This window comes from Acidimicrobiia bacterium, from assembly GCA_035471805.1.
GTDB lineage: Bacteria > Actinomycetota > Acidimicrobiia > Spongiisociales > JAHEDJ01 > JAHEDJ01.
The window spans coordinates 1-21,017 of sequence record DATIPS010000033.1 but is presented as its reverse complement, the minus strand read 5'-3'; the positions used below and the strand labels follow the sequence as shown (position 1 = coordinate 21,017).

Here is a 21,017-nt window from a genome sequence, read left to right as displayed (position 1 = left end):
CGGTCATCAACCGCCGGTCGGCGGATCATCTCTCTCGAGCAGTTCCTCGTAGATCGGACGTCTCGCTACTCGAGATTCCTCGGCGGCGCGGCGGGCCGCGTCTGCCTTCGACATTCCGCCGCCGATCAGGTCTCTCGCTCTCTGAACCGCATCTTCGAAGGATGGGACCGCCGGTTCGGCTCCGGCGATCACGATCGTGAACTCTCCCCTGGCCCGGCGATCCGTCCATTCGACCAGGGCTTCTCCAAGGGTGCCTCGCCAGACTTCCTCGTGAAGCTTGGTCAGTTCGCGGGTGACCGCCACCTCACGGGCTTGTTCGAGAGCTTTGGCGAGGGCCGCCAGGTCGGCGGCGAGCCTGGTCGGCGCTACGAAGAGGACAACCGTTCGTTCCTCCGAAGCCAGCGCCTCGATTCGCCTGCGCCGATCGGCGCCCTTGCGCGGCAGAAAGCCTTCGAAGGCGAAGCGGTCAGACGGGAAACCGCTGAGCGCCAATGCCATCGTGGCGGCACTGGGGCCGGGAACGGCGGTGACCCGGGCGCCGACCTCGATGGCGACCCGGACCGCCGACAGACCCGGGTCCGATATGGCGGGCATCCCGGCATCGGTCACCAGCGCCACCGTTTCGCCGCCCTCGAGCCGGCGGGCAAGTTCGTCCCGGCGGGCTTCCTCATTCCCTGCGAAGTAGGACCGCATCGGCACGGAGGCACCGGCGGCATCGAGCAAGATCCGTGAACGACGAGTGTCCTCGGCGAACACGACGTCGGCGGTCCGCAGTGTTTCGATCAGCCGCTGCGACATGTCCGACAAGTTGCCGATGGGGGTAGCGCACAATATGAGGACGCCGCTCATGGCGCCACCGAGTCCACAACGAGCCGTCCGACCGCCGGGTCGGTGGCCAGGATGAAGCGGATCAGGCCGTCCGACACGTCCACGACCGCGAAGTCTTCGCCGCTCACCTCGACGTAGCCGTCGTCCAGGCCGGTGATCTCACCGTCGATCTGGCGCCGAACGAAGGAGTCCAGCGCTTCGAACATTTCCTCGTTGTCTATGGAGGAATCCCCCGAGAAAACCAGATCGAACACGATATCCGATTCACCGTTCCACATCAGGCGATACGTGTCACCACCCCATCCAACTGCGGCGGCCGTCGCAACGGAGTCATCCAGAGCCTGCCCGAACATGGCGCGGAAGGCCGCCTGGCCCCAGACGGACGTTTCGACAACGTCGTAGCCGTCCGGAACGAACTCGCCCGGCTCGACGTCGACCGGCTGCTCGCCGGCCATGAAGTCGGCAGGGTGGAAGATCTGCTCGGTCGTGGTCGGTGAATCCACGTATAGAGCGTTGACCGCCTCGAACCCGCCGGACTCCCAGACGTCGGTTACGAAGTCGAATCCGGCCGTGTAGGGGAACAACAGCAGTTCCTGGAGGAAGCGAGGAGTGCTGTAGAAGACGTCCGAATCGACCTCGAGGGAGCTCTGGAGTATTTCCAGCTGTGCATCCCGGGCCAGCGTCTTCATGTACAGGGCCTCAGTCAGCTTGGCGTCGCCTTCTGCCACCGCGCTCAGGGCGGTAAGACGTTCGAATAGTTGACCGTCTTCCAGTTCGATCATCTCGCCGGCAAACCGGAAATGCTGATCGGTGAGGGCATGGGTCAGCTCATGAACGAGTGTGAGCCGCTGCAACTGCGATAACTCTCCGTCGCCGATCGGCACGACGAGCTCTCCGGACTCCCCGTCGTAGAAACCCACAACCTGCTCGGAGTAGAGGTCGGTATATAGGGTAGCCAGATCCGTTCCGGGGTCGATGAGTCCCAGGGCAGCGAGCAGAAGCGCATCCCGTCGGGTTTCAACGGGGTCGAGTTCGTCCTCGATCAGCGCTCGCACCCGGACGGCGAGCTCGGCGTCCGTGACGAAAACCAGGTCGGGCGGAGAGCGGAAGTCGAGTTGACGCACGGTCTCAGTGACCGTCGTCAGCTCTTCGATGAGCAGCGTCAGAGGATCCACCGGCAGCGTCGTAGTGGTCGAAACTCGGGCGGTCGTGGTCGTGGTGCTGGTCGATGTGGTGAGGGCTGTGCTGCTGCTGCAGCCGGCAGCCACGAGAGTCAGAAGGAGAAAACCGATCCGGATTGGACGCACGCCGGGAGGTTAGCGAGACGGACGGTCTGTCGTTTGCGCCTGGAGTGGGCGACGGACCCGGCCGCGCCGCGTCGGGCCACGCGGCACCGCCCGGTCGCCGCTCCTCGTCGGCAGCTCAGCCCATCGCTTCCAGCGCCGCCTTCGCCGCGAAAACGCCACACATACCGTGCACGCCGGCACCGGGCGGCGTAGCCGATGAGCATAGATAGACACCGTTGCCCAACTTGTAGGGGCGCCCTGTGCCGAACTGAAGGACCTTCTTCATACCGAACTCCCCACCGGCAATATCCCCGGCCGGGTAGTTCGGATTGTGGGCTTCGAGACCGCCGGCATCGAGGGTGCTGCGCGCCAGGATCTGGTCGCGAAATCCGGGGGCGAATCGCTCGACCTGAGACTCGATGGAATGGGTCATGTCACGGTTGGATCCAGATGGGACGTGGCAGTAGGCCCAGGCGGTGTGCTTGCCCTCCGGTGCCCGCGTCCGATCGTAGAGGGTGTGTTGGGCAACGAGCACGAACGGCCGCTCGGGATGCCGGCCTGCCAGGACTTCACCTTCCGAAGCCATCACTTCCTCGAAGGTGCCCCCGAGATGGACGGTACCGGCGCGCGGACTGACTTCATCGGACCACGGAATCGGCCCGTCGAGGGCCCAATCCACTTTGAAGGACGCCGGCCCGGCTTTGCGGCCGGACCACCGGCGTGCAAGCAGGGGACCCACTCGATCGCCGGCCACATTCAACGCCGCCTCAGGCATCAAGTCGAGCAGGAAGACGCTCGTCCCACCGAACTCATCGAGAGACGAAACCCGATGGCCGGTCTCGATCGATCCACCACCATCGACGACGATAGCGGCCAGTGCTTCGGCGATTCGCTGTGATCCGCCCCTCGCCATCGGCCACCCGTAGGCGTGGGCCGTTAGCGCGAAGAGCAGCGCCACTCCCCCCGTGAAGGGCGAACTCAGCGGCGCGATGGCGTGAGCGGCCATACCGGCCAGTACGGCTCGCGCCTCATCGGTGGCGAAACCACCGATGATCCTCGAAGCGGGCAGGACACCGCGCGATGCCAGGCGTGCGAAGGACCCCGGGTGGCGCGGGACCCGCAGCGGTCCGAGAAACTGATCGACGAGGTGGTCGGCACTCTCGACCAGCGGCCCGACGACCTTCCGATAGTGTGCTGCGTCTCCCCCGAAACGCGCCGCGCTCTCCTCGAGCGAGCGGAACAGTCCTGCTCCGCGCCCTCCATCCAACGGATGCGAGACGGGCACATCAGGCTGAATCCACTCGACGTCGAGTCCGATCTCCCGAAAGAACGGAGAGGCAATACCCAGAGGATGTATCGCCGAACAGATGTCGTGGAGGAATCCGGGCAGAGTGAGTTCCGCGGTCCGCGTGCCGCCCCCGATTTCGTCTGCCTGCTCCACTACCAGGACACGCTTCCCGGCCCGAGTCAGATAGGCGGCCGCCGCCAGACCGTTCGGTCCGGCACCCACTACGACGGCGTGGTAATCAGCCACTGCGTGAGGGTCGAGCCTGGGCGGATTCGATCAACGGCCACCGACCCCCGTCAAGTTTCGAGAACAGAACTGAGGCGCCGCTCGCCTTCACCACCGACGAACCACCAAACGCCGGTCCCGAGTGCACAGGCCGCCAGGAGACCCAGGGAGGCGAGGTAGGCGACGACCCATCCGGGACCATGATCGCCGAGGACGGGCAGACCTAGGGCCAGCCCGAACGAGAAGCCCGCCACTCCCAGTGCGGTGATGAAGAGCGTCATGAACCCGAACCAGGTGAATCCGCCGCCCAGCGCCGCCACGACAATCTTGCGGTCGTTGAGAGGAAACAGATAGGTGTCCTCGATCCGGGCCGCCAGAAGCGTACCCTCGCCCAGAGCAGCGTTCAGGTCGGCTTCCAGCCGGGCCGCGTAATGACGGGCGAAGAGCAGGTAGGAAGCATCGAAGGCCGTCATCGTCGCTCCGAAGAGGGCCACCACCGGAACCAGTAGAAAAGCCTCCTCGACCGCCCACCACCCCAGGATGAAGAGCGCCGGCATCGTTGCTGCGGCGAAGCGCACGTCTGAGAAGAACCGCTCGTGGTAGTAGCGGGTCATGCCCCGCATCCGGCCCAGTTGAGCTGCCTTGAGCCGGAGTCTGTCATCCATGCGCCTCAATCTAGGGAGATGACGTCATCCGTGCACGGCCCCGGCAGCGTAGAAGAGATGACATGAACATCGCTCCGCCATCCGGCGGGTTCTCACAGAGAGCTACCGACATGACCGCCAACCGCCCCAAGACGATGACGACCACGGTTGGAGCAGTCCTGCACGAGCGCCGGTCATGATGAGCCGGGAGCCGGGAGCCGGCCGGGAATCGGTGTGGGATTACCCGAGGCCTCCGCGGGTCGAGGCAGAAACGCGCCTCGTGAAGGTCGTCTTCAACGGCGAGGCCATCGCCGAGAGTTCTCGCGCACTCCGGGTTCTCGAAACCAGCCATCCGCCGAACATCTACGTGCCGATCGAAGACGTTTCCCCCGGGGTACTGGTGCGGAATCCGCGGCGCACCGTATGCGAGTGGAAAGGCGCAGCCCATTACTGGGACGTTCGAGCCGGCGAAGTCACCGCGCCGGCCGCAGCATGGAGCTACCCGCAACCGAGTCGCGGCTACGAAATGATCGCCGATCACGTGTCGTTCTACCCCGGCCGCATGGACGCCTGCTACCTGGGCGAAGAACGCGCCGAGCCGCAGCCCGGGGAGTTCTACGGCGGCTGGATCACCGACGACGTCGTGGGTCCGTTCAAAGGCGGCGAAGGTACACGCGGATGGTGATGGAAACCATCCCTCAACTCAATCTAGGAAGGGCAGACTCTTGAAGATCCTGGTCACCGGAGCATCCGGCTACATAGGTGGGAGATTGGTACCGGCATTACTCGCCGGTGGCCACTCGGTCCGTTGCATGACTCGAAACCCTGCGAAACTCGCCGGCCAACCGTGGATCGACGAAGTGGAAGTCGTCGGTGCCGACGCGTTCGATCGACCGAGCCTCGAGACGGCCATGGATGGATGCGATGCTGCTTTCTATCTGATCCACTCGATGGGTGGGGAGCAGGCCGACTTCGACGAGCGTGACCGGATAGCAGCCGAGAACTTCGCAGAATCCGCCGCTGCCGCACAACTCAGGCGGATCGTGTATCTGGGTGGTCTAGGCGAAGGCGACCGGCTGTCCAAGCACCTCAACAGCCGCCAGGAGGTTGGACGTACCCTCGCCGCCGGATCCACGCCCGTAACCGAGCTGCGTGCGGCCGTCATCATCGGTTCGGGGTCCGTGTCGTTCGAGATGCTGAGACACCTCACCGAGGTCCTTCCCGTCATGATCACCCCGCGATGGGTGCGCACCCGCTGCCAACCGATCTCCATCGCCGACGTCCTCAAGATTCTCGTGGAAGCCGTCGAGGAGCCCGGAGGCGAGTCCCATGTGTGGGAGATCGGCGGACCGGACCAACTGACCTACGAGGAAATGATGCGAGGCTACGCGGAGGTCGCCGGCCTGCCGCGGCGCGTGATTCTCCCGGTGCCGGTCCTCAGTCCGTGGCTCTCCAAGCATTGGATCGGCCTCGTCACGCCAATACCGGCCGGGGTGGCGAAGCCGCTCGTCGAGAGCCTGAAGAACGAGGTAATAGTGACGGACAACACGGTCGCCGAGTCCAAGACCGGCGGTTTGACCGGCTACCGGGAATCCGTTCGGTTGGCTCTCCACACTTCTGAAGTTTCTCAGATAACTACACGCTGGTCCGATGCCGCCGCCTCCCCTGCCGAGCCCCTACCCACCGATCCGGAATGGGCCGGCGCCACCGTCAAACACGACGAACGTACCGTCGAGACACCTGCGTCGACCGACGACCTCTTCTGGGCGTTCAGCCGGATCGGTGGCGAGGTCGGCTACTACTACGCGGATTGGGCCTGGACGTTGCGAGGGATCGTGGACACCCTCGTCGGTGGAGTCGGTTTGCGCAGAGGGAGAAGGCACCCGGAAGACCTGCGGGTTGGGGAGGCCGTGGACTTCTGGCGAGTTTCCTCGATCGAACCGGGTCGTTTCCTCCAACTCCACGCAGAAATGAAGCTCCCGGGCGAAGCCTGGCTGGAGTTCGAAGCAGAGCCGCATGAAAACGGGAGCCGTCTGCGCCAGAGAGCGTCTTTCTACCCCCGCGGACTGCTGGCCCGCCTCTACTGGCTTGCCCTCACCCCACTCCACGAGATCATCTTCGCGCGGATGGCTCGGGGGATCACCGGAGCGGCCGAGTCCCGTCGGTCCACTCTCCCCCCGCTGGTACTCGAGGGGTCGGCCCGGAGTGAGCGAGCCGGCCACTAGCCACAACATCTCCAACTGCGCTAGAAAGAACCATGGCTGATGGAACCCTGCGACGGCGGCTGAGGACCATCCCGACATTCGTTGGTGGTCTGGTCCTGATGCTCATGGTGGCACCCGTCCTGCTGCCATTGATCGCCGTGTTCGACGCGGTGCGCTGGTTGACCAGCCGCAAACACTGGATGGGGATCCGTCTGTACTGTTTCGGACTCGTCTACCTGGCGGCGGAAACCGCCGGCCTGGCCGCACTTGGTGCCACCTGGGTAGCCACCGGCTTCGGCCGGTATCGTCGCCCGCTTCTGAGCTGGACTTTCGCCATCCAGCAGGCCTGGGCAGGGACTCTGCTCGCCGCAGCCAGGAGGATCTTCTCGCTTCGGCTCGAGGTAGCCGGCGAGAAGGTCGTTGCCCCCGGCCCGATCATCTTGATGGTCCGCCATGCCTCGATCGTGGACAATCTGCTGCCGGCGGTTCTGGTCAGCACACGCCACCGCATGCTGCTGCGATATGTCCTGAAGCGGGAGCTTCTGAGCGATCCCTGCCTGGACGTGGCCGGCAACCGCCTTCCAAACTACTTCGTCCGGCGGGGTGCGGATGACACGCAATCCGAACTGGCGGCCATTTCTGAACTCGGCACAGGCCTTGGACCAAACGAAGGGGTGCTGATCTACCCGGAGGGAACCCGCTTCACCAGGGCCAAACAGACCAGGGCCCTCGAGAAACTGAGAGAACGAGATCCGGGCATGTTCGAGCAGGCTCAGCAGCTGAGCCACGTTCTTCCTCCCCGCCTCAGCGGACCCCTCGCCCTACTCGACGCGGCCGGCACCGCCGACGTCGTGGTTCTGACCCACCAGGGCCTCGAGGGTTTCGCTCACCTGCGCGACATCTGGGCGGGAGGAATGGTCGACGCGACCATTCGCGTGGAGTTCTGGAGAATTCCGCGCAGTGACATACCCGCCGGCCGGCAAGAACGGATCACCTGGTTGTACGAAACCTGGGCCAGGGTCGATGCCTGGATCGACGAGTCGAAGAGACGGGACACCTCGAAGTGAGCTCAGGTCTGGTCTGGTTCCGCAAGGATCTCCGTCTCACCGACAACCCGGCATGGGCTGCCGCCACCTCAGATCACGACACCGTTGCGGCGCTGTTCGTCGTCGACCCGCGTCTCTGGGATGGGGCGATGCCTCATCGTCGCGCCCAGTTGGCAGCCAATCTGCAGTCGCTCGACCGTCAACTCCGCCAACTGGGAGGTCGACTGAGGGTCGAGCTGGGCGATCCGGCCCTGATCGTTCCGGCTGCAGCCGAAGCCCATCAAACCGTCTACTGGAACGAGGATGTGTCTCCCTTCGCACACGCCAGAGACGGGCTCGTGCGAGAGCGAACCGGCACCGAAGTCAGCACTTTCTACGGGTCACTGGTCCACGCACCGGGCGCAATTGTGACTGCCGGTGGCGAACCTTATCGAGTCTTCACTCCCTTCTGGAGGAACTGGTCTGCAAAGCAATGGCGACCATGGCCCGAGGCCGGTACCGCCACGATCGTGAACGACCCGGGCAGAGGTATCCCGGGTGCCGATAGCGAACCGAACCTGGAGCCGGGAGAAGAGGGAGCACTCAATCGCCTGCGCGCGTTCGCAGTTGAGGCGTACGACGTCGACAGGGACCGTCCGGATGTGCCGGGCACTTCGATGTTGTCGGTCGACTTGAAGTACGGGACCATCAGCCCCCGCACGGTCATCCGCCTATTGCAGAACCGGCGCGCCGAGCCGTTCATCCGCCAGCTCGCCTGGCGTGACTTCTACGCCCACCTGCTGGTGGCCTTTCCTCGTATGGCAACCGCCAACCTGCGGTCGGAGTACGACGGGATGAGGTGGCGCAACGATCCCGACGAGTTCGAAGCGTGGAAGACGGGCAACACCGGCTACCCCCTCGTCGACGCCGGGATGCGCCAGCTGCTCGAGACCGGATGGATGCACAACCGGGTCCGGATGATCACGGCTTCATTCCTGGTCAAGGACCTCCTGATCGACTGGCGGTGGGGCGAACGGTACTTCCGCCGGTTGTTGCTCGACGCCGATCCGGCCCAGAACGCGGGCAACTGGCAATGGGTCGCCGGGACCGGAGCCGACGCCGCCCCATACTTCCGGGTATTCAACCCGGTCACCCAGAGCCGCAAGTTCGATCCCACCGGCGCTTATATCCGAAGATACGTGCCTGAACTTGCTTCACTACCCGATCGCCTGATCCACGCGCCGTGGGAAGCCGGCGGTCTTGACCTCGCCGGGTATGGGGTCATCATCGGGGAGTCCTACCCCCCACCGATCGTCGACCACGCCGTAGCCAGGGAAGAGACCATCGCCGCCTACAGGGCAACCAGAACCGGGGGTTGAGACCGGGCCCGAATCGCGGGGGACTCACCGCAGGAATCGGGCCCGGGTCTGGTCAGACGGGCCGCAAGGTTCCGGCGAACACCTGCCAGGCGAGTGCCGTCTTGGCAAACAGGCTCAGCAATATGTAGGCGCGCTCGCCGTAGAGATAGTCGCTCCACTTACCTACTTTGCGGTACTGCAACACCATGTTGATGGCGAACACGTTGAAGAACAGAAAGATCGAGAAGAAGATCGCATAGACGAATCCGGGTGGGCCTTGTTCCCCCTGGCCGGCGCCGATCAGGTAGATGGCGATGCCGATCCACGGCACGATGCCGGCGATGCTCCCGAACCAGTAGGAGGTCCAGTCGGTCTTCTTCGTCGTCTGGTTATGGAGCTCCATCATCCAACCGAACAGGATCATCATTGCGTTGACGGCGAAGATGGAGATCAGCGCCACGATGTCGAAGATCCCGACCAGCATCGAGACGACGACGATCATCAAAGACGAACTGAGCGAGTACTCGATCCAACGTGCGTAATTGGCACCTTTCAGCAAGTTGTTGGAGTACCACCGGTATATGCCCGGCGAAGCGATGGCGAAATGGGCAACGGCCGACAACAAGAGGAAGGCCGCCACGACCGGACCAATGGGAAGATCGAAGGCGGTTTTGAAGTCGGATACGAGCCGGTTTGATTCTTCATCGAACACCTGGAAAGCACTCGTCACCGGCAGGGCGAAGTCGCTGCTCAACACGAGCATCAGAATCCCCTGCACCAGGTGGAAAAACCCCATGATGACGTTGAAACGGCGAAGCTTGACGAGCTTTGGTTCGACGGTGGAAGTCAATGTGTCTCCTTTGATCGAATCTCATACGTTGCCGGACCGGTTCCGGATGAAGAGATTTCCCGACGTTACAAGCGGGGACGGGGTTCCGGAAGTTGAACCGGCACCGCGTACACAACCACATTGCTGTCGTAATGGCGGGACGACTCGCTGAAGCTGCCACCGCAGGTGATCAGCGTCAGCACCGGAGAACCTTCTCTGGAGAAGATCGTATCCAGCGGGAGTTCCTCTTTGTCGTAGATGGTCCTCGCTTCGATTCGGAAGAGACGGGCCGAGCCATCGCTGAACTCGACCTCGACGAGGGCGCCGGGATCCAGCTCCCGCAAACGGAAGAAAACCCCCGGACCTTGTCCGGCGAGGTCTACATGGGCCGCCAGAACCGCCGATCCGCCTTCTCCCGGCCTGGGCCCAAACTGGTACCAGGCCACATCGGTCACGTTGCCCGGAACCGCCATCTGGCCGGTGGTGGTATCCACGCCGGTGGAGATGATCGGTGCTTCGACGTCGATCGAGGTCATAGTGAGCTTGGTCGGGACTACTGCCGGTCCCGGACCGGCGTCGGCGAGGAGACCCGACCAAACAGACACCTCGGGCGGTCGGACCGCAGCCTCATCAGTCGGCGGCGGTGGTTCGGTGGTCGGCGAGGAAGAGGTCGAGGTGGTAGAGGCCTCTCGCTGCCCCAGCAAAGCCTCCACAGATGCAACATCACCCACTTCGGCGGGTTCGGTGTTGCTCACGTACGCGACCGTCACGGCAGTGAGCGCGATCAGGCTGAAAGCGAAGACGAGGGTCAGCGTACGACGGGTCATGGGCAGATAGTAAAGAACCCGGGAAGACCTAGGAGAGGCCTTCCCGGGTTCTGTCACATTTGCTCCTGTTAGTTGCTCGACTTGCGGGCCAGGGCAACGCCCGAGCCGGCCAGGGCGACCAGTGCCAGGGCACCCATCAGGGCCAGGGCGACCGGGAAGGACTCGGTTGCCAGGCCGGCGGTGCCGGTGGGAACACCCGCAGGGGCGGCACCCAGGCCTGAGATGGTCTGAACGGCGACCGTGAAGCTACCGCCGTCGAGTGAGCCAATGGCGTAGACGATCGTCGAAGTACCCTCCGCAAGAGCGAGGTCCGCCTCGAACACGACCGGGTCGGTAGCACCGGTGGGCACGACCTTGGCGTTGTAGGTGGCAGCCGGGACGTCACCCGAGGCCTCGTTGGGGTTGCTCAGGGCGGCGAACAGGACTCCATCATTGGCCAGGACGTCGACCGTCGGGGCCGCCGCGGTGTGACGGACGGTCAACCGCGTATTGCCGGCGGCGATCTCAGAGATGTCGTTCACGAACACCGAAGCAGTAGGTGCGCCGCTCGCATCGAGGTGTGCCTCAATGGTGGCATTGGCTCCGGCCGGGAGGGTCACGACCAACGGTCCGAGTGCGGGGTCGGTGCTGGCCGGATCGGCACCGGCACCGTAGATCTCAATCGAGTAGTCGGCGGCCGGGAGGGTCACCGGGCCGGCGAACTCTGCGAAGGTGAGTCCGGGAATGAACGGTGCGCTGTAATCACCATTTACGTAGATGTCGACGGGGAACCCACCGTCGCCGGGGATGCCGTGCAGAACCGTGACGGTTCCGTCTGAAGTCTGGGCGAAGGCTGCACCGGCCGGCAGGGCCAGCAGCAACAGTGCCACTATGAATATGCGACCGAGATTGCGCATGATTTCTCCTTGATTCGGCCCGATTATCGGGCTGCTTACGGAGGGTCTACGGAGGCACGCCTGGACATGGATGACACTTGTTGTTAAAAACATGGTGCGGCCGAGGGATCGTTTTCGAAGGGGCCGCCATCAATGAGCCCAACAGAACTGTCAGAACTGGGCGACGCGCCGCTGGTTACCGCCATCGGTCGGTTCTCCCAAGATGCGCTCGGCGAGGCATACCGTCGCCACTCTGGAGCTGTGCACGGTCTGGCCCGTCGCATCCTGCGCGATGAAACCCTGGCAGAAGAGATCACCCAGGAAGTGTTCCTACGTCTGTGGAACAACCCGGAGAAGTTCGATGCGGAAAGAGGATCGTTGCGTTCCTTCCTGCTCGCCCATACACACGGTCGCAGCATTGATTTCATCCGGTCGGAGTCGGCGCGTCGTACAAGGGAAGACAACGACGCCAGGCTGACCGTGAACACCAGCCGGAACATCGAGGAAGAAGTTTGGGAGATGGCCCTCGCAGACAAAATCAAGGAGGCTCTCTCCGACCTCGGAGAGGGTGAGCGAAAGCCCATCGAGCTCGCATATTTCGGCGGACACAGCTATCGGGAAGTTGCCGACATGCTCGGAGAACCCGAAGGAACGATAAAGAGCCGGATTCGATCCGGATTGAAGCGGCTGAAGGTATCGCTGGACGCCGCAGGTGTGAGCACCTGATGATGCAGATTCAAGAACACCTGGGAATCCAGGAGCTTCTCGGCGTCTATGCCCTCGATGCCGTCGACGACCATGAGCGAGCGCTCATCGACGACCACCTGCGCGGATGCACCTTCTGCCGGGCTGAGGTGAGGGACCATCGGGAAGTTGCAGCCATGTTCAGCGCCGAAATGGAGCCGGCTCCCGAACGGGTCTGGAATCGGATCACGAGTGCGCTGGACACCAACCCGGCTCACCTCCCCCTCGCCGACGTCGTCCCGCTCACCGGCAGCCGCCGGACTGAGCGCACTCGGTCGCTCACCTGGCTGACCGGCGTCGCCGCGTCGGTGGCAGCGGTGCTGGGCGCCGCCGTGTTCTCACAGTCGAACCAGATCAACGACCTCAACTCCCAGCTGGCTGCGCAGAAACAAGAAGTCGCCTCGCTGACGCAGGCTCTGGAAGCCGATCCCCTTCAGCAAGCGGTGAGCGTTGCCCTGGACGATCCTGCCGCTCGGGTGGCGACCCTGACGGCCGACGGGAGTTCGGGAGCCATGCTGATCGTGGTCCTGCCCGATGGCACAGGCTACGTCTATCAGAACACCCTCGAGCAGCTACCGGACGACCTGACGTACCAGCTGTGGGCCGTCGTCGACGACAAGGTGATCTCTGCCGGTGTTCTGGGCAACAGTCCCGGCATCGTTCCGTTCCACATCGACCCGCAGGGCCTTCAAGGTCTGGTCATAACTCAGGAAGTGTCCGGCGGAGTGCCTCGATCCGAAGGTGCCCCGGTCGTTTCCTGGTTCGACGCCTGATCGTGGGAGCGCCCCCGGCAAATCGTTTCGACGAGTTGCTCGATCGGACCGTGATCGGCAGCTTCACCAACGTCGGCTATGCGCTCCGAAAGCGCCGTTGGGTCGATGACTTGCCTTCTCTGGACGGCAAGACCGTGGTCGTCACCGGTGCAACCTCCGGACTCGGGCGCGTCGCGGCTGAAAAGATGGCGGGCCTCGGAGCCTCAATCCGCCTGGTCGGGCGTTCTCAGCCGAAGCTGGAGATCGCCCGCCGGGAGATCAGCACGGCAACGGCCAACGATGACCTGGGCGTCTACGTCGCCGATCACTCCGACATGGGCTCGGTGCGGGGCCTCGCCGCCGCTCTCCTGGCAGGCGAGCCCGCTATCGACGTGTTGGTCAACAACGCGGGTGCACTGGTCCCGAACCGTACGGTGACGGCCGAGGGCAACGAACTCACTCTCGCCACGAACCTCCTGAGCCATTTCCTGCTGACCAACCTGCTGATCCCGCGCCTGCAGGACTCCGCACCCGCCCGGATCATCAATGTCTCATCCGGCGGGATGTACACGCAGCGGATCAGGGTTGGCGACCTCCAGAGCGAGCGAGGCGAATACAAGGGTTCGATCGCCTACGCACGGGCAAAGCGCGGCCAGGTGATCCTCACGGAGTTGTGGGCGGAGCAGCTGGCCGCCCGCGGGGTGGTGGTTCACGCCATGCACCCCGGTTGGGCCGATACCCCCGGAGTCGAAACGTCACTGCCGATGTTCCACAAGCTGACGAGGCCGTTCCTCCGGACACCGGAGCAGGGTGCCGACACCATCGTCTGGCTGGCGGCTTCAAAGGAAGCGGGCGAATCGAGCGGCCTCTTCTGGCTCGATCGAAGTCCGAGACCGGTACATCGTCTCAAGACCACAATCGAGGCTCATGCCGATCGCCGGGGACTGTGGGAAGGCCTCAACAAACTCGCCAACGCGAGTTTCTAGTAGCCGTCGCCTGCTCGGCCGCTGCGTCTAGGGTTCATTCGATGACAGACCAGAACCGGAACTCGATCGTCGGAATTGCCGCAAGCATCGTAATCGGCGGGCTCGTCGTGCTCGCCGGAAGCCAGGGCAGCACGAAGGTCGGCTCGATTGCTGTGTTCGCATTGTGCGGGCTGCTTGCCTTTGCCATCAACTGGATTGTGTTCATTCCGTCCAATCGCGCAAAGACAGAGCACTACTACGACCTCACCGGCAGCATCACCTATCTGACGGTAACCGTTGCCGCTCTCGTGCTCAGCGACGACCTCGACGCAAGGGCAGTGATCGTGGCGGCAATGGTCGTCGTGTGGGCTTTGCGCCTCGGCACGTTCCTGTTTCGTCGCGTACGGCGCGACGGCCGGGACGGCCGCTTCGATCGCATCAAGACGGACCCCTTGCGGTTCTTCATGACCTGGACCCTGCAGGGTCTGTGGGTGCTGCTCACCGCGGCCTGCGCGCTGGCGATCATCACCGGCAGCGATCGCAGCTCGATCGGCTGGGTCACGGTCATCGGGATAGTCGTATGGATTGCCGGGTTTGGCATCGAGGTCGTCGCCGACCAGCAGAAATCTGCCTTCAAGAAGAACCCGGCCAACGAAGGCCGGTTCATCACCTCGGGGCTGTGGGCGTGGTCACGCCACCCCAACTACTTCGGCGAGATCACGCTCTGGATCGGTATCGCCATCATGGCCCTGCCGGTGCTGTCGGGCTGGCGTTGGGTCGCCCTGATCTCGCCGGTGTTCGTCATCCTGCTCATCACCCGCGTCAGCGGTCTGCCGATGCTGGAAGCCAGGGCCGAGAAACGCTGGGGCAGCGATCAGGAGTTCCGGACCTATACAGCCAATACCCCGGTGCTGATTCCCCGGCCCCCTCGCGGTAGATCTGCCTGACGGTTGCGCCGATCACAATGGAGAGCCGACGTACCTGGACCCGACAGGCACATCGTCGGGGCGAGTTTCGGCGCACCCGAAGTCATCCAGCCTCTGCGGCCGGATCGCCGGCGTGCCACGGTTTGAAACTGGTTCTTCCCGCTTCTGCGCGGCGATTCGACGGGCCTAACCGACCGCCAGCCGGTACAACCTGAAACCCCCGGTGTCGATGACCGGTTGTCGACGAGCGCATGAACCGCAAAGCCTGAGGGTGTCATCCACCCTCAGGTTTGTCGGTTCCCTACACACGTCACAGGAATCACTTCGGTTGTCGGTGATTTCGGGTCGGTCGAGGTTCCAAGGCACGCTCATAGGTACCTATCGGCCTCACCGTCGAGTTCTCCAGAACCATTACTACCGCCGACAAACTGACTAGATACTGAGGGGCGGTCGGGCCGCCCCCGCTGACGGAGCTTCCACAGAGCCGAACGACGGGCAGCGGGAGTCGTGGAAGCCGGCCCGCTCCCTGCGGTAGCGACCGTCCCGGGTCGGCGATGGAAGCCGACTTTCTGCCGAATCGACCACGCCATCCCGTCGCCTACTAGCCTCGGCCTCGATGCCTATCCGACTGGCGCTCAACCCATGGAATCAGGTGTTCACCTGGCCGGAAGCACGCGCTCTCGCGGTGCTCGGCGAGGAACTCGGCTACGACGAGCTCTGGACGTGGGAACACGTTCTCGCCTGCATGGGAGAACCCGATCAGGACACCTTCGATGCATACACACTGCTGACCGCGTGGTCACAGGTGACCTCGCGGGTACGTCTGGGTGTGCTCGTGACTGCGAACTCGTTTCACAATCCGGGGATGCTGGCCAAGACGGTCACGACGCTGGATCATGTTTCAGACGGTCGCGCCGAACTTGGGATCGGGGCGGGATGGCTCGAGATGGAACACCGGGCCTTCGGCTTCCCGTTCGGGAAAAGCCCCGGGGAGCGGCTGAACTGGCTGGACGAGGCGGCAGGCGCCATCCGGGGCTTGCTGGATGGTGAAACCGTGGCCTCACCGACCGGGGGCCGCTACACCCTCGACGGGGCGTACCTGCTACCGAAACCGATCCAGGCTCACCTACCGATTCTGATCGGTGGAGCCGGAGAGCGCAAGACCCTGCGCACGGTTGCCCGCTACGCCGATCGATGGAACTGGGTTGCGCATCCCGATGCCGGACGGATGCGTCAGAAGGACGAGGTGCTACGCCGCCACTGTGAAGAGATAGGCCGCGATCACGCCGAGATCGAACGTACCGCTTTTCTCAGCCCGGTCGTGAGAGATACGGAGGCCGAGGCGATGGACTTCTTCAGGGTCCAGATGGAAGCCAACCGGCTCCCTGCATCGGCACCCGACGATCTCGACATCTACATCACGTCTACGGACCGGATGATCGAACGTTTGATCGAATGGCGGGACATCGGGTTCACGACCTTTTTCATCCAAACGGCAGCACCCGTCGACGAAGAGACGATCGAACGGTTCGCCAGGGACATCCGACCCGCCGTCGACGCCGCCTGATTCCGGCCCCCCTGTGGAAGGAGCGTCCGGCCGCCGGGGGTGACTCGACCGTCGGGCCTTTATTGGAGAATCACCGGGCTGATGGCCGCCGTCCCATGGGCGATAGATCTGGGAAATTGGCCGCGCAAACTCCCGTCGAACTCAGAGGTGCCGGATCGGATAACGAACCCGCTAGCGGTCGCCCGGACCCCGCCCTGATTGTCGGACGTTGAGGGCCAGGACGGCGAAGACGATACAGAGGACGATAAACGCCGCACCGGCCGCGTTGGCCTCTGTGTCGCCTATGAATCCGGCGACCCCCGCGATGAGAAAGCAGAGCGCGGCGATCAGGTACATCACCGCTGCTCTCGGCCGGGACTTCAAGCCGTTCTACCTTTCTGTGTGGGTTGTTCAAGAGATTGGGCGGCGACAACGAGTCCCGCCCCGAAGACCCGATGACCCGCGGCCTCTGACCGCGAACCTACGACCGCACCATCTCTCCGGCAAGAGGCCAAGGACTCAAACAGCTCGCCACCTGACCGCCGGATTGCGCTCCTCAACACGGCCAATCCCGGTCACCACCACCGGAACGGGACAGGCAGACGCTCTGGCTCCCGGTCGATTTGTGGCCGACTCAATAGCTTGGATGTATTCTGACGGCCGTTCGTCGGGAAACGGGAGGTTGCACGGTGACGGTGTTCGATGGCTCACTCCGAATGTCGCGGGATTCAAGCGCAGCTATTGACGTTCAGATCGATTTGACTGATGAACGGATCCGCATGTTGTCGGGAGAGGTTGAGATCGGAGACTGGGCGCTCAGCGAGATCGTGACCAACGCCCAGCCGGACGGCATACACCTGCGGGCCGAGGGCGAGGAGGTCATCCTGAATCTGACCGAGGATGCAGAGTTCGCTCTCGCCTTGGGCCTGCGCACCGGCCCACCCTTGTTGATGCGGAGAGTGTCGAGTCTGATGAGGCAACGCGCCTCCAAGTAGGAGCGGTTCCCCCGGACCTTTCGAGGGAAGATCAGCCCGGTTCTCTTACCTGGGGAAACGTCTGAATTACCGGCGTACACTTCCGTCGATGCGCGACCAGCTCACTTCTCGTTTTGTCCGGCTGCTGGCGGCGGCCGCTCTGATCAACCTCGTCGGTGCTCAGATTCTGCATGAGGTGGGGCATTGGCTGGTGCTTACCGTGACGGGGCGCAGTCCTGTCTGGGGTTTGACGGCGATGATTCAACTGTCCGATCGGGCTCCGGTCGATCCGACAGGTTGGTCTCAGTTGGTGAGTCCGACGGGAGATGTGAGCTGGCTGTATCTTGGGTCGCTGCCGTCCTCTGATGCCGAGTGGGCGATCATGTTGGCGGCCGGTCCGCTGATGCAGGTGCTGGCCGTTGGGGTGGGTCTGTTGATGGCGGCGCGTGCGGCGAGCCCCAGGGCGCGCGCCTTCGGCTTGCTCCTGGCGTTGGTGAATGGACTCAGCCACGGTTTGTATCAGATGATCAGTTCAATTCGGGGTGGGGGCAGCGATGAGGCGCTTCTCGCCGAGTACACCGGACTGCCTTGGTGGCTGTTCGCCGTCGTATTCGGTGCAGCAGCGGCGGCGGGTTTCGTGGTTGCGGTACGGATGATGTCGGGCGGGCCCGCTCGCAGAAGCTGGGTAGGTGCGGCGTTTCTCGGTTCGTTGGCAACGGGTCCGCTGTTCATGCGCCTTCAGGGCTTGATGATCGACGGCGTCGACCGCGGCGACGCGCTCTATTCGCCCATCCTCGGGTTCACGCTTCCCATCGTCGTGCTGACGGTATTGGGCGTAGCCGGGATGTGGTGGGTATTCCGTCGCTGGCCGATCGCGGCAATGGATTCCGTCGCAACCTGATGGAGCAGAGGGCCGACAATGCGGGCTATACAGTCCAGCGGATCGTGACCCTCGACGGATCGAACCTAGCGTGAGCATGACGGTCGGCTTTGGCGATGGTTATCTCGATTCCGAGCGCTGCCAGGATCGACCGTTTCCAACCGAGTGACTCGACAGCCCAATATGCGCTGAAGTCGTCTATCGGGAGGCTGGCAAGCACCGACCCGTTTGTTTCGACCTTCAACTGCAGTTCCAAACGCTTCCGATAACTCGGGGTAGCTGAACCACACCATCGACTCCCGGCTACACCCGCAGTAGGGCAGGTCACGGGTGAGGGTCGACCGTGTGGACGATCTGCCGGCCGGGACGGACGGGGACAAGACGACGCGACCGCCGCGTGCCTGTTCACCGACATCGAGGGACCGATCCGCCGGAAACAATCCCACGATCTTGTGATAGTTCTCTGGGTGGGTCGTGTCCTCGAAAGGTGTCAGCCGGATTAGCCTTGGTTTGTCATGACTGACCCAGTCGAGACGCCGAAAACTCCCTCGTTGCCGGATCGGGAATGCCTCGATTGGTCGGAGGAATGTGAGGGGGAGGTCGGATGGCAAGTAGACGGGGCAAAGCGATGCGGCCACCATCAGAGGGTTCATGACCGTCAGAGAAGGAAGCAGGCACTGGTGTCGTGGACGGTTGCGCTTCTTGTTGTTGTGACTGTCGGGTTGATTATCAATTTCATTGTCCGGCCGGACGAAGGACCATCGCAGGCCCGCGCCTGGCATGAATGCGAAAGCTATGCCGCGGTCAATCTCGACCTCCCCACTGGTGCCCGGTTCCCTCAGCTCCCAGCGAATCCAAGTGACCGTGTGAAACTGCAACTCGGCTCGAATCGGTACACCGTCTATTCCTACTATGAGACACCAGACACGCAACGGCGCGACTTCCTTTGTACGGTCAGCTATTTGGGAGACGACAACTGGCAGATCGTCGATCTGGCCGTTGCCCCTGAGCCGCGGGACCACTAGTCATCAACCTGGCGGTTTGTGGGTGCGTTGACGTTGCCGGCATGAGTTCCGACGACTTCTGGCCCGGTTTCGTGCAACCGGACTGCAACCATCCGACTGTGACCTGGGCGAACGATGCGACCTTCGGATGCGTGATCCGCAGGCTTGTCACGTTTACCCCTGTGGGAAACACAGGTAGACGGTGACAAGGTCGTTGGCCTCTAGGCGATTGCCGACCAGAAGCTGAGGATGGGGTTGATGGTGTGAGAGGTGATTGTGGATTCGGCTGATGCGCCTCGTGGCGGTGATGCAGACCCCTCGGGTTTGGAGATGACCGACGGTGAGGCGTCTGGTCGGGGTGGGCGACGGCCTGGTTGGGCCGGGCTGATTTGGGCGACGGTGGTGGTGCTGGTGGTGGGCGGGTTTGCCCTGTCTCGCAGTTATGGCGTGCCGGAGGTTTCGTCGGGAACGCTGCCGCCGGTCCCGCCTCTCCCATCGACATCGACCACGACTGCCCCGTCGGTAGCCGACACGACGCCTCTGGAATCGGTCGATGCGGTCTATGACGACTGGGTATATGTCTTTCAGGATTTGGCGGTCGATCCCTATGGGGTGGCGGTATACGGTGTTGCTGCTGATGGGGTTGCCATAGGTTGGCTCGATGGTGATTGGGAGTTGCTCGATGTTGATGCACTGCCAACCGGTACAGGATTGGATGACGGGTTGCCGGGTCGGGTCATCAACCAGGTTGCCACTGGTCCGTCAACCGGAGGTGATGTGTGGTCGGGTGTGTGGTTCTCCGGGTACTCCAGGTCAGATGCTGATGATGAGGAGTTCGGGGGGACACTCGACGGGTGGACCGGTGGCCGCATGCTTGGGTGGGTCGCTCGTTATCACTGCCCGGTCTGTGGGCAGTGGACGGTTTGGACCTCGAACGAGGTCCCCGAGTTTGCCAACGGTATCGGTGATCTGGCCGTATCACCTGATGGCATGGTGTATGCATCGGTGGGCGAAGACCTGTTGATGATGTTCGACGGCGAAGGGTGGAACTCACACCAGGTACCTCTTCCTCCCCGAGGGAGCGGCGTGTCCTACCCGTGGTCCAGTTCCCTGACGGTGGGAATCGATGGGGTGGTGTGGGCCGGCACCAACTATTCCAATGGTGGCGTACTCCGTTTCGACGGCACCGATTTCACCCGATACACAGTTGAGGATGGTCTGCCCAGCGGCCAAGTCGTCCGGGTTTCGTCTGCGGGGGATGGGACGATCTGGGCAGCAACCGAAAGGTCTGGTGTCGCCAGTTTCGATGGCACTACCTGGACCAGCTACGCGACGGCCGACGGGCTGCTGTCCGACCAGGCGGTGATCGCGGCAGGTGCCGATGGCACGGTGTGGGCTGTCCACTATGAGAGACCCCCATACGGATACTCACGGTTCGACGGCACCGAATGGACGTCCTACCGATTCGACCAGCCGGTGGGTGGCTACCGAGCAGAGGTCATCCCCGACGGAACATTATGGACCATATCTGATGAGGGTCTGGTCAGTTTCGATGGCACCACCCGGATCATCCACGCCTCACCGTTCGTTCAGCCGGAGGGGTCCCTCACGTTCACGCCTGTCCAGTGGCGGATCAATCTCGATGACCCGGGTCCGGGGGTACACACCGTCTTCATGGAGGTGGATGCCCGTCCGCTGACTGCAAGCCTCGTGGATGGCTTATCCGGCAAGTTGATCTGGGATGAAACAGTCGTCGACCTGTGCAGGATCGGGATCAGGAACCTGGAAGATGGGTTCCTTCACATCGGTGACATCTTCCAAACCAGCGAAGGATGCG

The 21,017-nt window shown here is 63.1% G+C and carries 22 protein-coding genes; 13 read left to right on the top strand and 9 right to left on the bottom strand.

Going from position 1 to position 21,017, the window contains the following annotated elements; genetic code table 11:
* Positions 1-6: 6 nt before the first annotated feature.
* The 4 genes from rsmI to VLT15_07595 form a co-directional block, all read right to left on the bottom strand.
* A complete protein-coding gene (gene rsmI / locus VLT15_07610; protein HSR45081.1) occupies positions 7-849 on the bottom strand; it encodes a 16S rRNA (cytidine(1402)-2'-O)-methyltransferase in 843 nt (280 codons plus the stop codon).
* Positions 846-2,135, bottom strand: coding sequence for a hypothetical protein (locus VLT15_07605; protein ID HSR45080.1), 1,290 nt, complete (start codon positions 2,133-2,135; stop codon positions 846-848). Before VLT15_07605 ends, rsmI begins: the two co-directional genes overlap by 4 nt.
* Before the next feature lie 115 nt (positions 2,136-2,250).
* Positions 2,251-3,648: an NAD(P)/FAD-dependent oxidoreductase gene (locus VLT15_07600; GenBank protein HSR45079.1), complete on the bottom strand. Its 1,398-nt coding sequence runs from the start codon at positions 3,646-3,648 to the stop codon at positions 2,251-2,253.
* A gap of 50 nt (positions 3,649-3,698) precedes the next feature.
* Positions 3,699-4,292: a hypothetical protein gene (locus VLT15_07595; GenBank protein HSR45078.1), complete on the bottom strand. Its 594-nt coding sequence runs from the start codon at positions 4,290-4,292 to the stop codon at positions 3,699-3,701.
* A 178-nt stretch (positions 4,293-4,470) separates the two neighbouring features.
* On the opposite strand from VLT15_07595, the gene VLT15_07590 reads away from it, so the two are divergent.
* Genes VLT15_07590 through VLT15_07575 form a run of 4 tightly spaced genes read left to right on the top strand, consistent with a single transcriptional unit; the run spans position 4,471 to position 8,879 of the window.
* A complete protein-coding gene (locus VLT15_07590) occupies positions 4,471-4,956 on the top strand; it encodes a DUF427 domain-containing protein (protein ID HSR45077.1) in 486 nt (161 codons plus the stop codon).
* 40 nt (positions 4,957-4,996) lie between these two features.
* Entirely contained in the window at positions 4,997-6,496 is a 1,500-nt protein-coding gene (locus VLT15_07585; protein HSR45076.1) for an SDR family oxidoreductase, read from the top strand.
* 32 nt (positions 6,497-6,528) lie between these two features.
* Positions 6,529-7,542, top strand: coding sequence for a lysophospholipid acyltransferase family protein (locus VLT15_07580; protein HSR45075.1), 1,014 nt, complete (start codon positions 6,529-6,531; stop codon positions 7,540-7,542).
* Complete coding sequence (locus VLT15_07575; GenBank protein ID HSR45074.1) at positions 7,539-8,879, top strand: deoxyribodipyrimidine photo-lyase; 1,341 nt, start codon at positions 7,539-7,541, stop codon at positions 8,877-8,879. The genes VLT15_07580 and VLT15_07575 overlap by 4 nt, the downstream gene beginning before the upstream one ends.
* A 52-nt stretch (positions 8,880-8,931) precedes the next feature.
* Here VLT15_07575 and heR read toward each other — a convergent pair whose 3' ends face one another.
* The 3 genes from heR to VLT15_07560 form a co-directional block, all read right to left on the bottom strand.
* Complete coding sequence (gene heR / locus VLT15_07570) at positions 8,932-9,708, bottom strand: heliorhodopsin HeR (GenBank protein ID HSR45073.1); 777 nt, start codon at positions 9,706-9,708, stop codon at positions 8,932-8,934.
* Positions 9,709-9,773: 65 nt separating this feature from the next.
* On the bottom strand, positions 9,774-10,514 hold the full coding sequence (locus VLT15_07565) for a class F sortase (GenBank protein HSR45072.1): 741 nt from the start codon (positions 10,512-10,514) through the stop codon (positions 9,774-9,776).
* A gap of 68 nt (positions 10,515-10,582) precedes the next feature.
* Positions 10,583-11,410 carry a DUF4397 domain-containing protein gene (locus tag VLT15_07560; GenBank protein ID HSR45071.1) on the bottom strand — a complete coding sequence of 276 codons (828 nt, stop codon included), beginning with the start codon at positions 11,408-11,410 and terminating at the stop codon, positions 10,583-10,585.
* Positions 11,411-11,542: 132 nt separating this feature from the next.
* Between VLT15_07560 and VLT15_07555 the strand changes: the two genes are divergently transcribed.
* The 5 genes from VLT15_07555 (at position 11,543) to VLT15_07535 (ending at position 16,343) form a co-directional block, all read left to right on the top strand.
* The gene (locus VLT15_07555) at positions 11,543-12,115 is read left to right on the top strand and encodes a sigma-70 family RNA polymerase sigma factor (protein ID HSR45070.1); all 573 of its coding nucleotides are present in this window, start codon (positions 11,543-11,545) and stop codon (positions 12,113-12,115) included.
* Positions 12,115-12,906, top strand: coding sequence for an anti-sigma factor (locus tag VLT15_07550; GenBank protein ID HSR45069.1), 792 nt, complete (start codon positions 12,115-12,117; stop codon positions 12,904-12,906). Before VLT15_07555 ends, VLT15_07550 begins: the two co-directional genes overlap by 1 nt.
* Before the next feature lie 2 nt (positions 12,907-12,908).
* Complete coding sequence (locus tag VLT15_07545) at positions 12,909-13,871, top strand: SDR family NAD(P)-dependent oxidoreductase (GenBank protein ID HSR45068.1); 963 nt, start codon at positions 12,909-12,911, stop codon at positions 13,869-13,871.
* Between the two features lie 41 nt (positions 13,872-13,912).
* Positions 13,913-14,797, top strand: coding sequence for a DUF1295 domain-containing protein (locus VLT15_07540; GenBank protein HSR45067.1), 885 nt, complete (start codon positions 13,913-13,915; stop codon positions 14,795-14,797).
* Positions 14,798-15,392: 595 nt separating this feature from the next.
* On the top strand, positions 15,393-16,343 hold the full coding sequence (locus tag VLT15_07535) for an LLM class flavin-dependent oxidoreductase (protein HSR45066.1): 951 nt from the start codon (positions 15,393-15,395) through the stop codon (positions 16,341-16,343).
* 171 nt (positions 16,344-16,514) lie between these two features.
* Here VLT15_07535 and VLT15_07530 read toward each other — a convergent pair whose 3' ends face one another.
* Positions 16,515-16,706, bottom strand: coding sequence for a hypothetical protein (locus VLT15_07530; protein HSR45065.1), 192 nt, complete (start codon positions 16,704-16,706; stop codon positions 16,515-16,517).
* Between the two features lie 305 nt (positions 16,707-17,011).
* On the opposite strand from VLT15_07530, the gene VLT15_07525 reads away from it, so the two are divergent.
* Together VLT15_07525 and VLT15_07520 are read left to right on the top strand one after the other, a co-directional pair.
* Positions 17,012-17,317, top strand: coding sequence for a hypothetical protein (locus VLT15_07525; protein ID HSR45064.1), 306 nt, complete (start codon positions 17,012-17,014; stop codon positions 17,315-17,317).
* A gap of 88 nt (positions 17,318-17,405) precedes the next feature.
* Positions 17,406-18,197, top strand: a complete 792-nt coding sequence (locus VLT15_07520) for a hypothetical protein (GenBank protein HSR45063.1) — start codon at positions 17,406-17,408, stop codon at positions 18,195-18,197.
* Between the two features lie 25 nt (positions 18,198-18,222).
* On the opposite strand, the gene VLT15_07515 is transcribed toward VLT15_07520, so the two are convergent.
* Positions 18,223-18,420 carry a hypothetical protein gene (locus tag VLT15_07515; protein ID HSR45062.1) on the bottom strand — a complete coding sequence of 66 codons (198 nt, stop codon included), beginning with the start codon at positions 18,418-18,420 and terminating at the stop codon, positions 18,223-18,225.
* Positions 18,421-18,691: 271 nt separating this feature from the next.
* Here VLT15_07515 and VLT15_07510 point away from each other — a divergent pair, with 271 nt between their 5' ends.
* Together VLT15_07510 and VLT15_07505 are read left to right on the top strand one after the other, a co-directional pair.
* Complete coding sequence (locus VLT15_07510) at positions 18,692-19,201, top strand: hypothetical protein (protein ID HSR45061.1); 510 nt, start codon at positions 18,692-18,694, stop codon at positions 19,199-19,201.
* Positions 19,202-19,510: 309 nt separating this feature from the next.
* Positions 19,511-21,017 (top strand): hypothetical protein (locus VLT15_07505; GenBank protein ID HSR45060.1); only part of this gene is annotated, 1,507 nt, incomplete at its 3' end.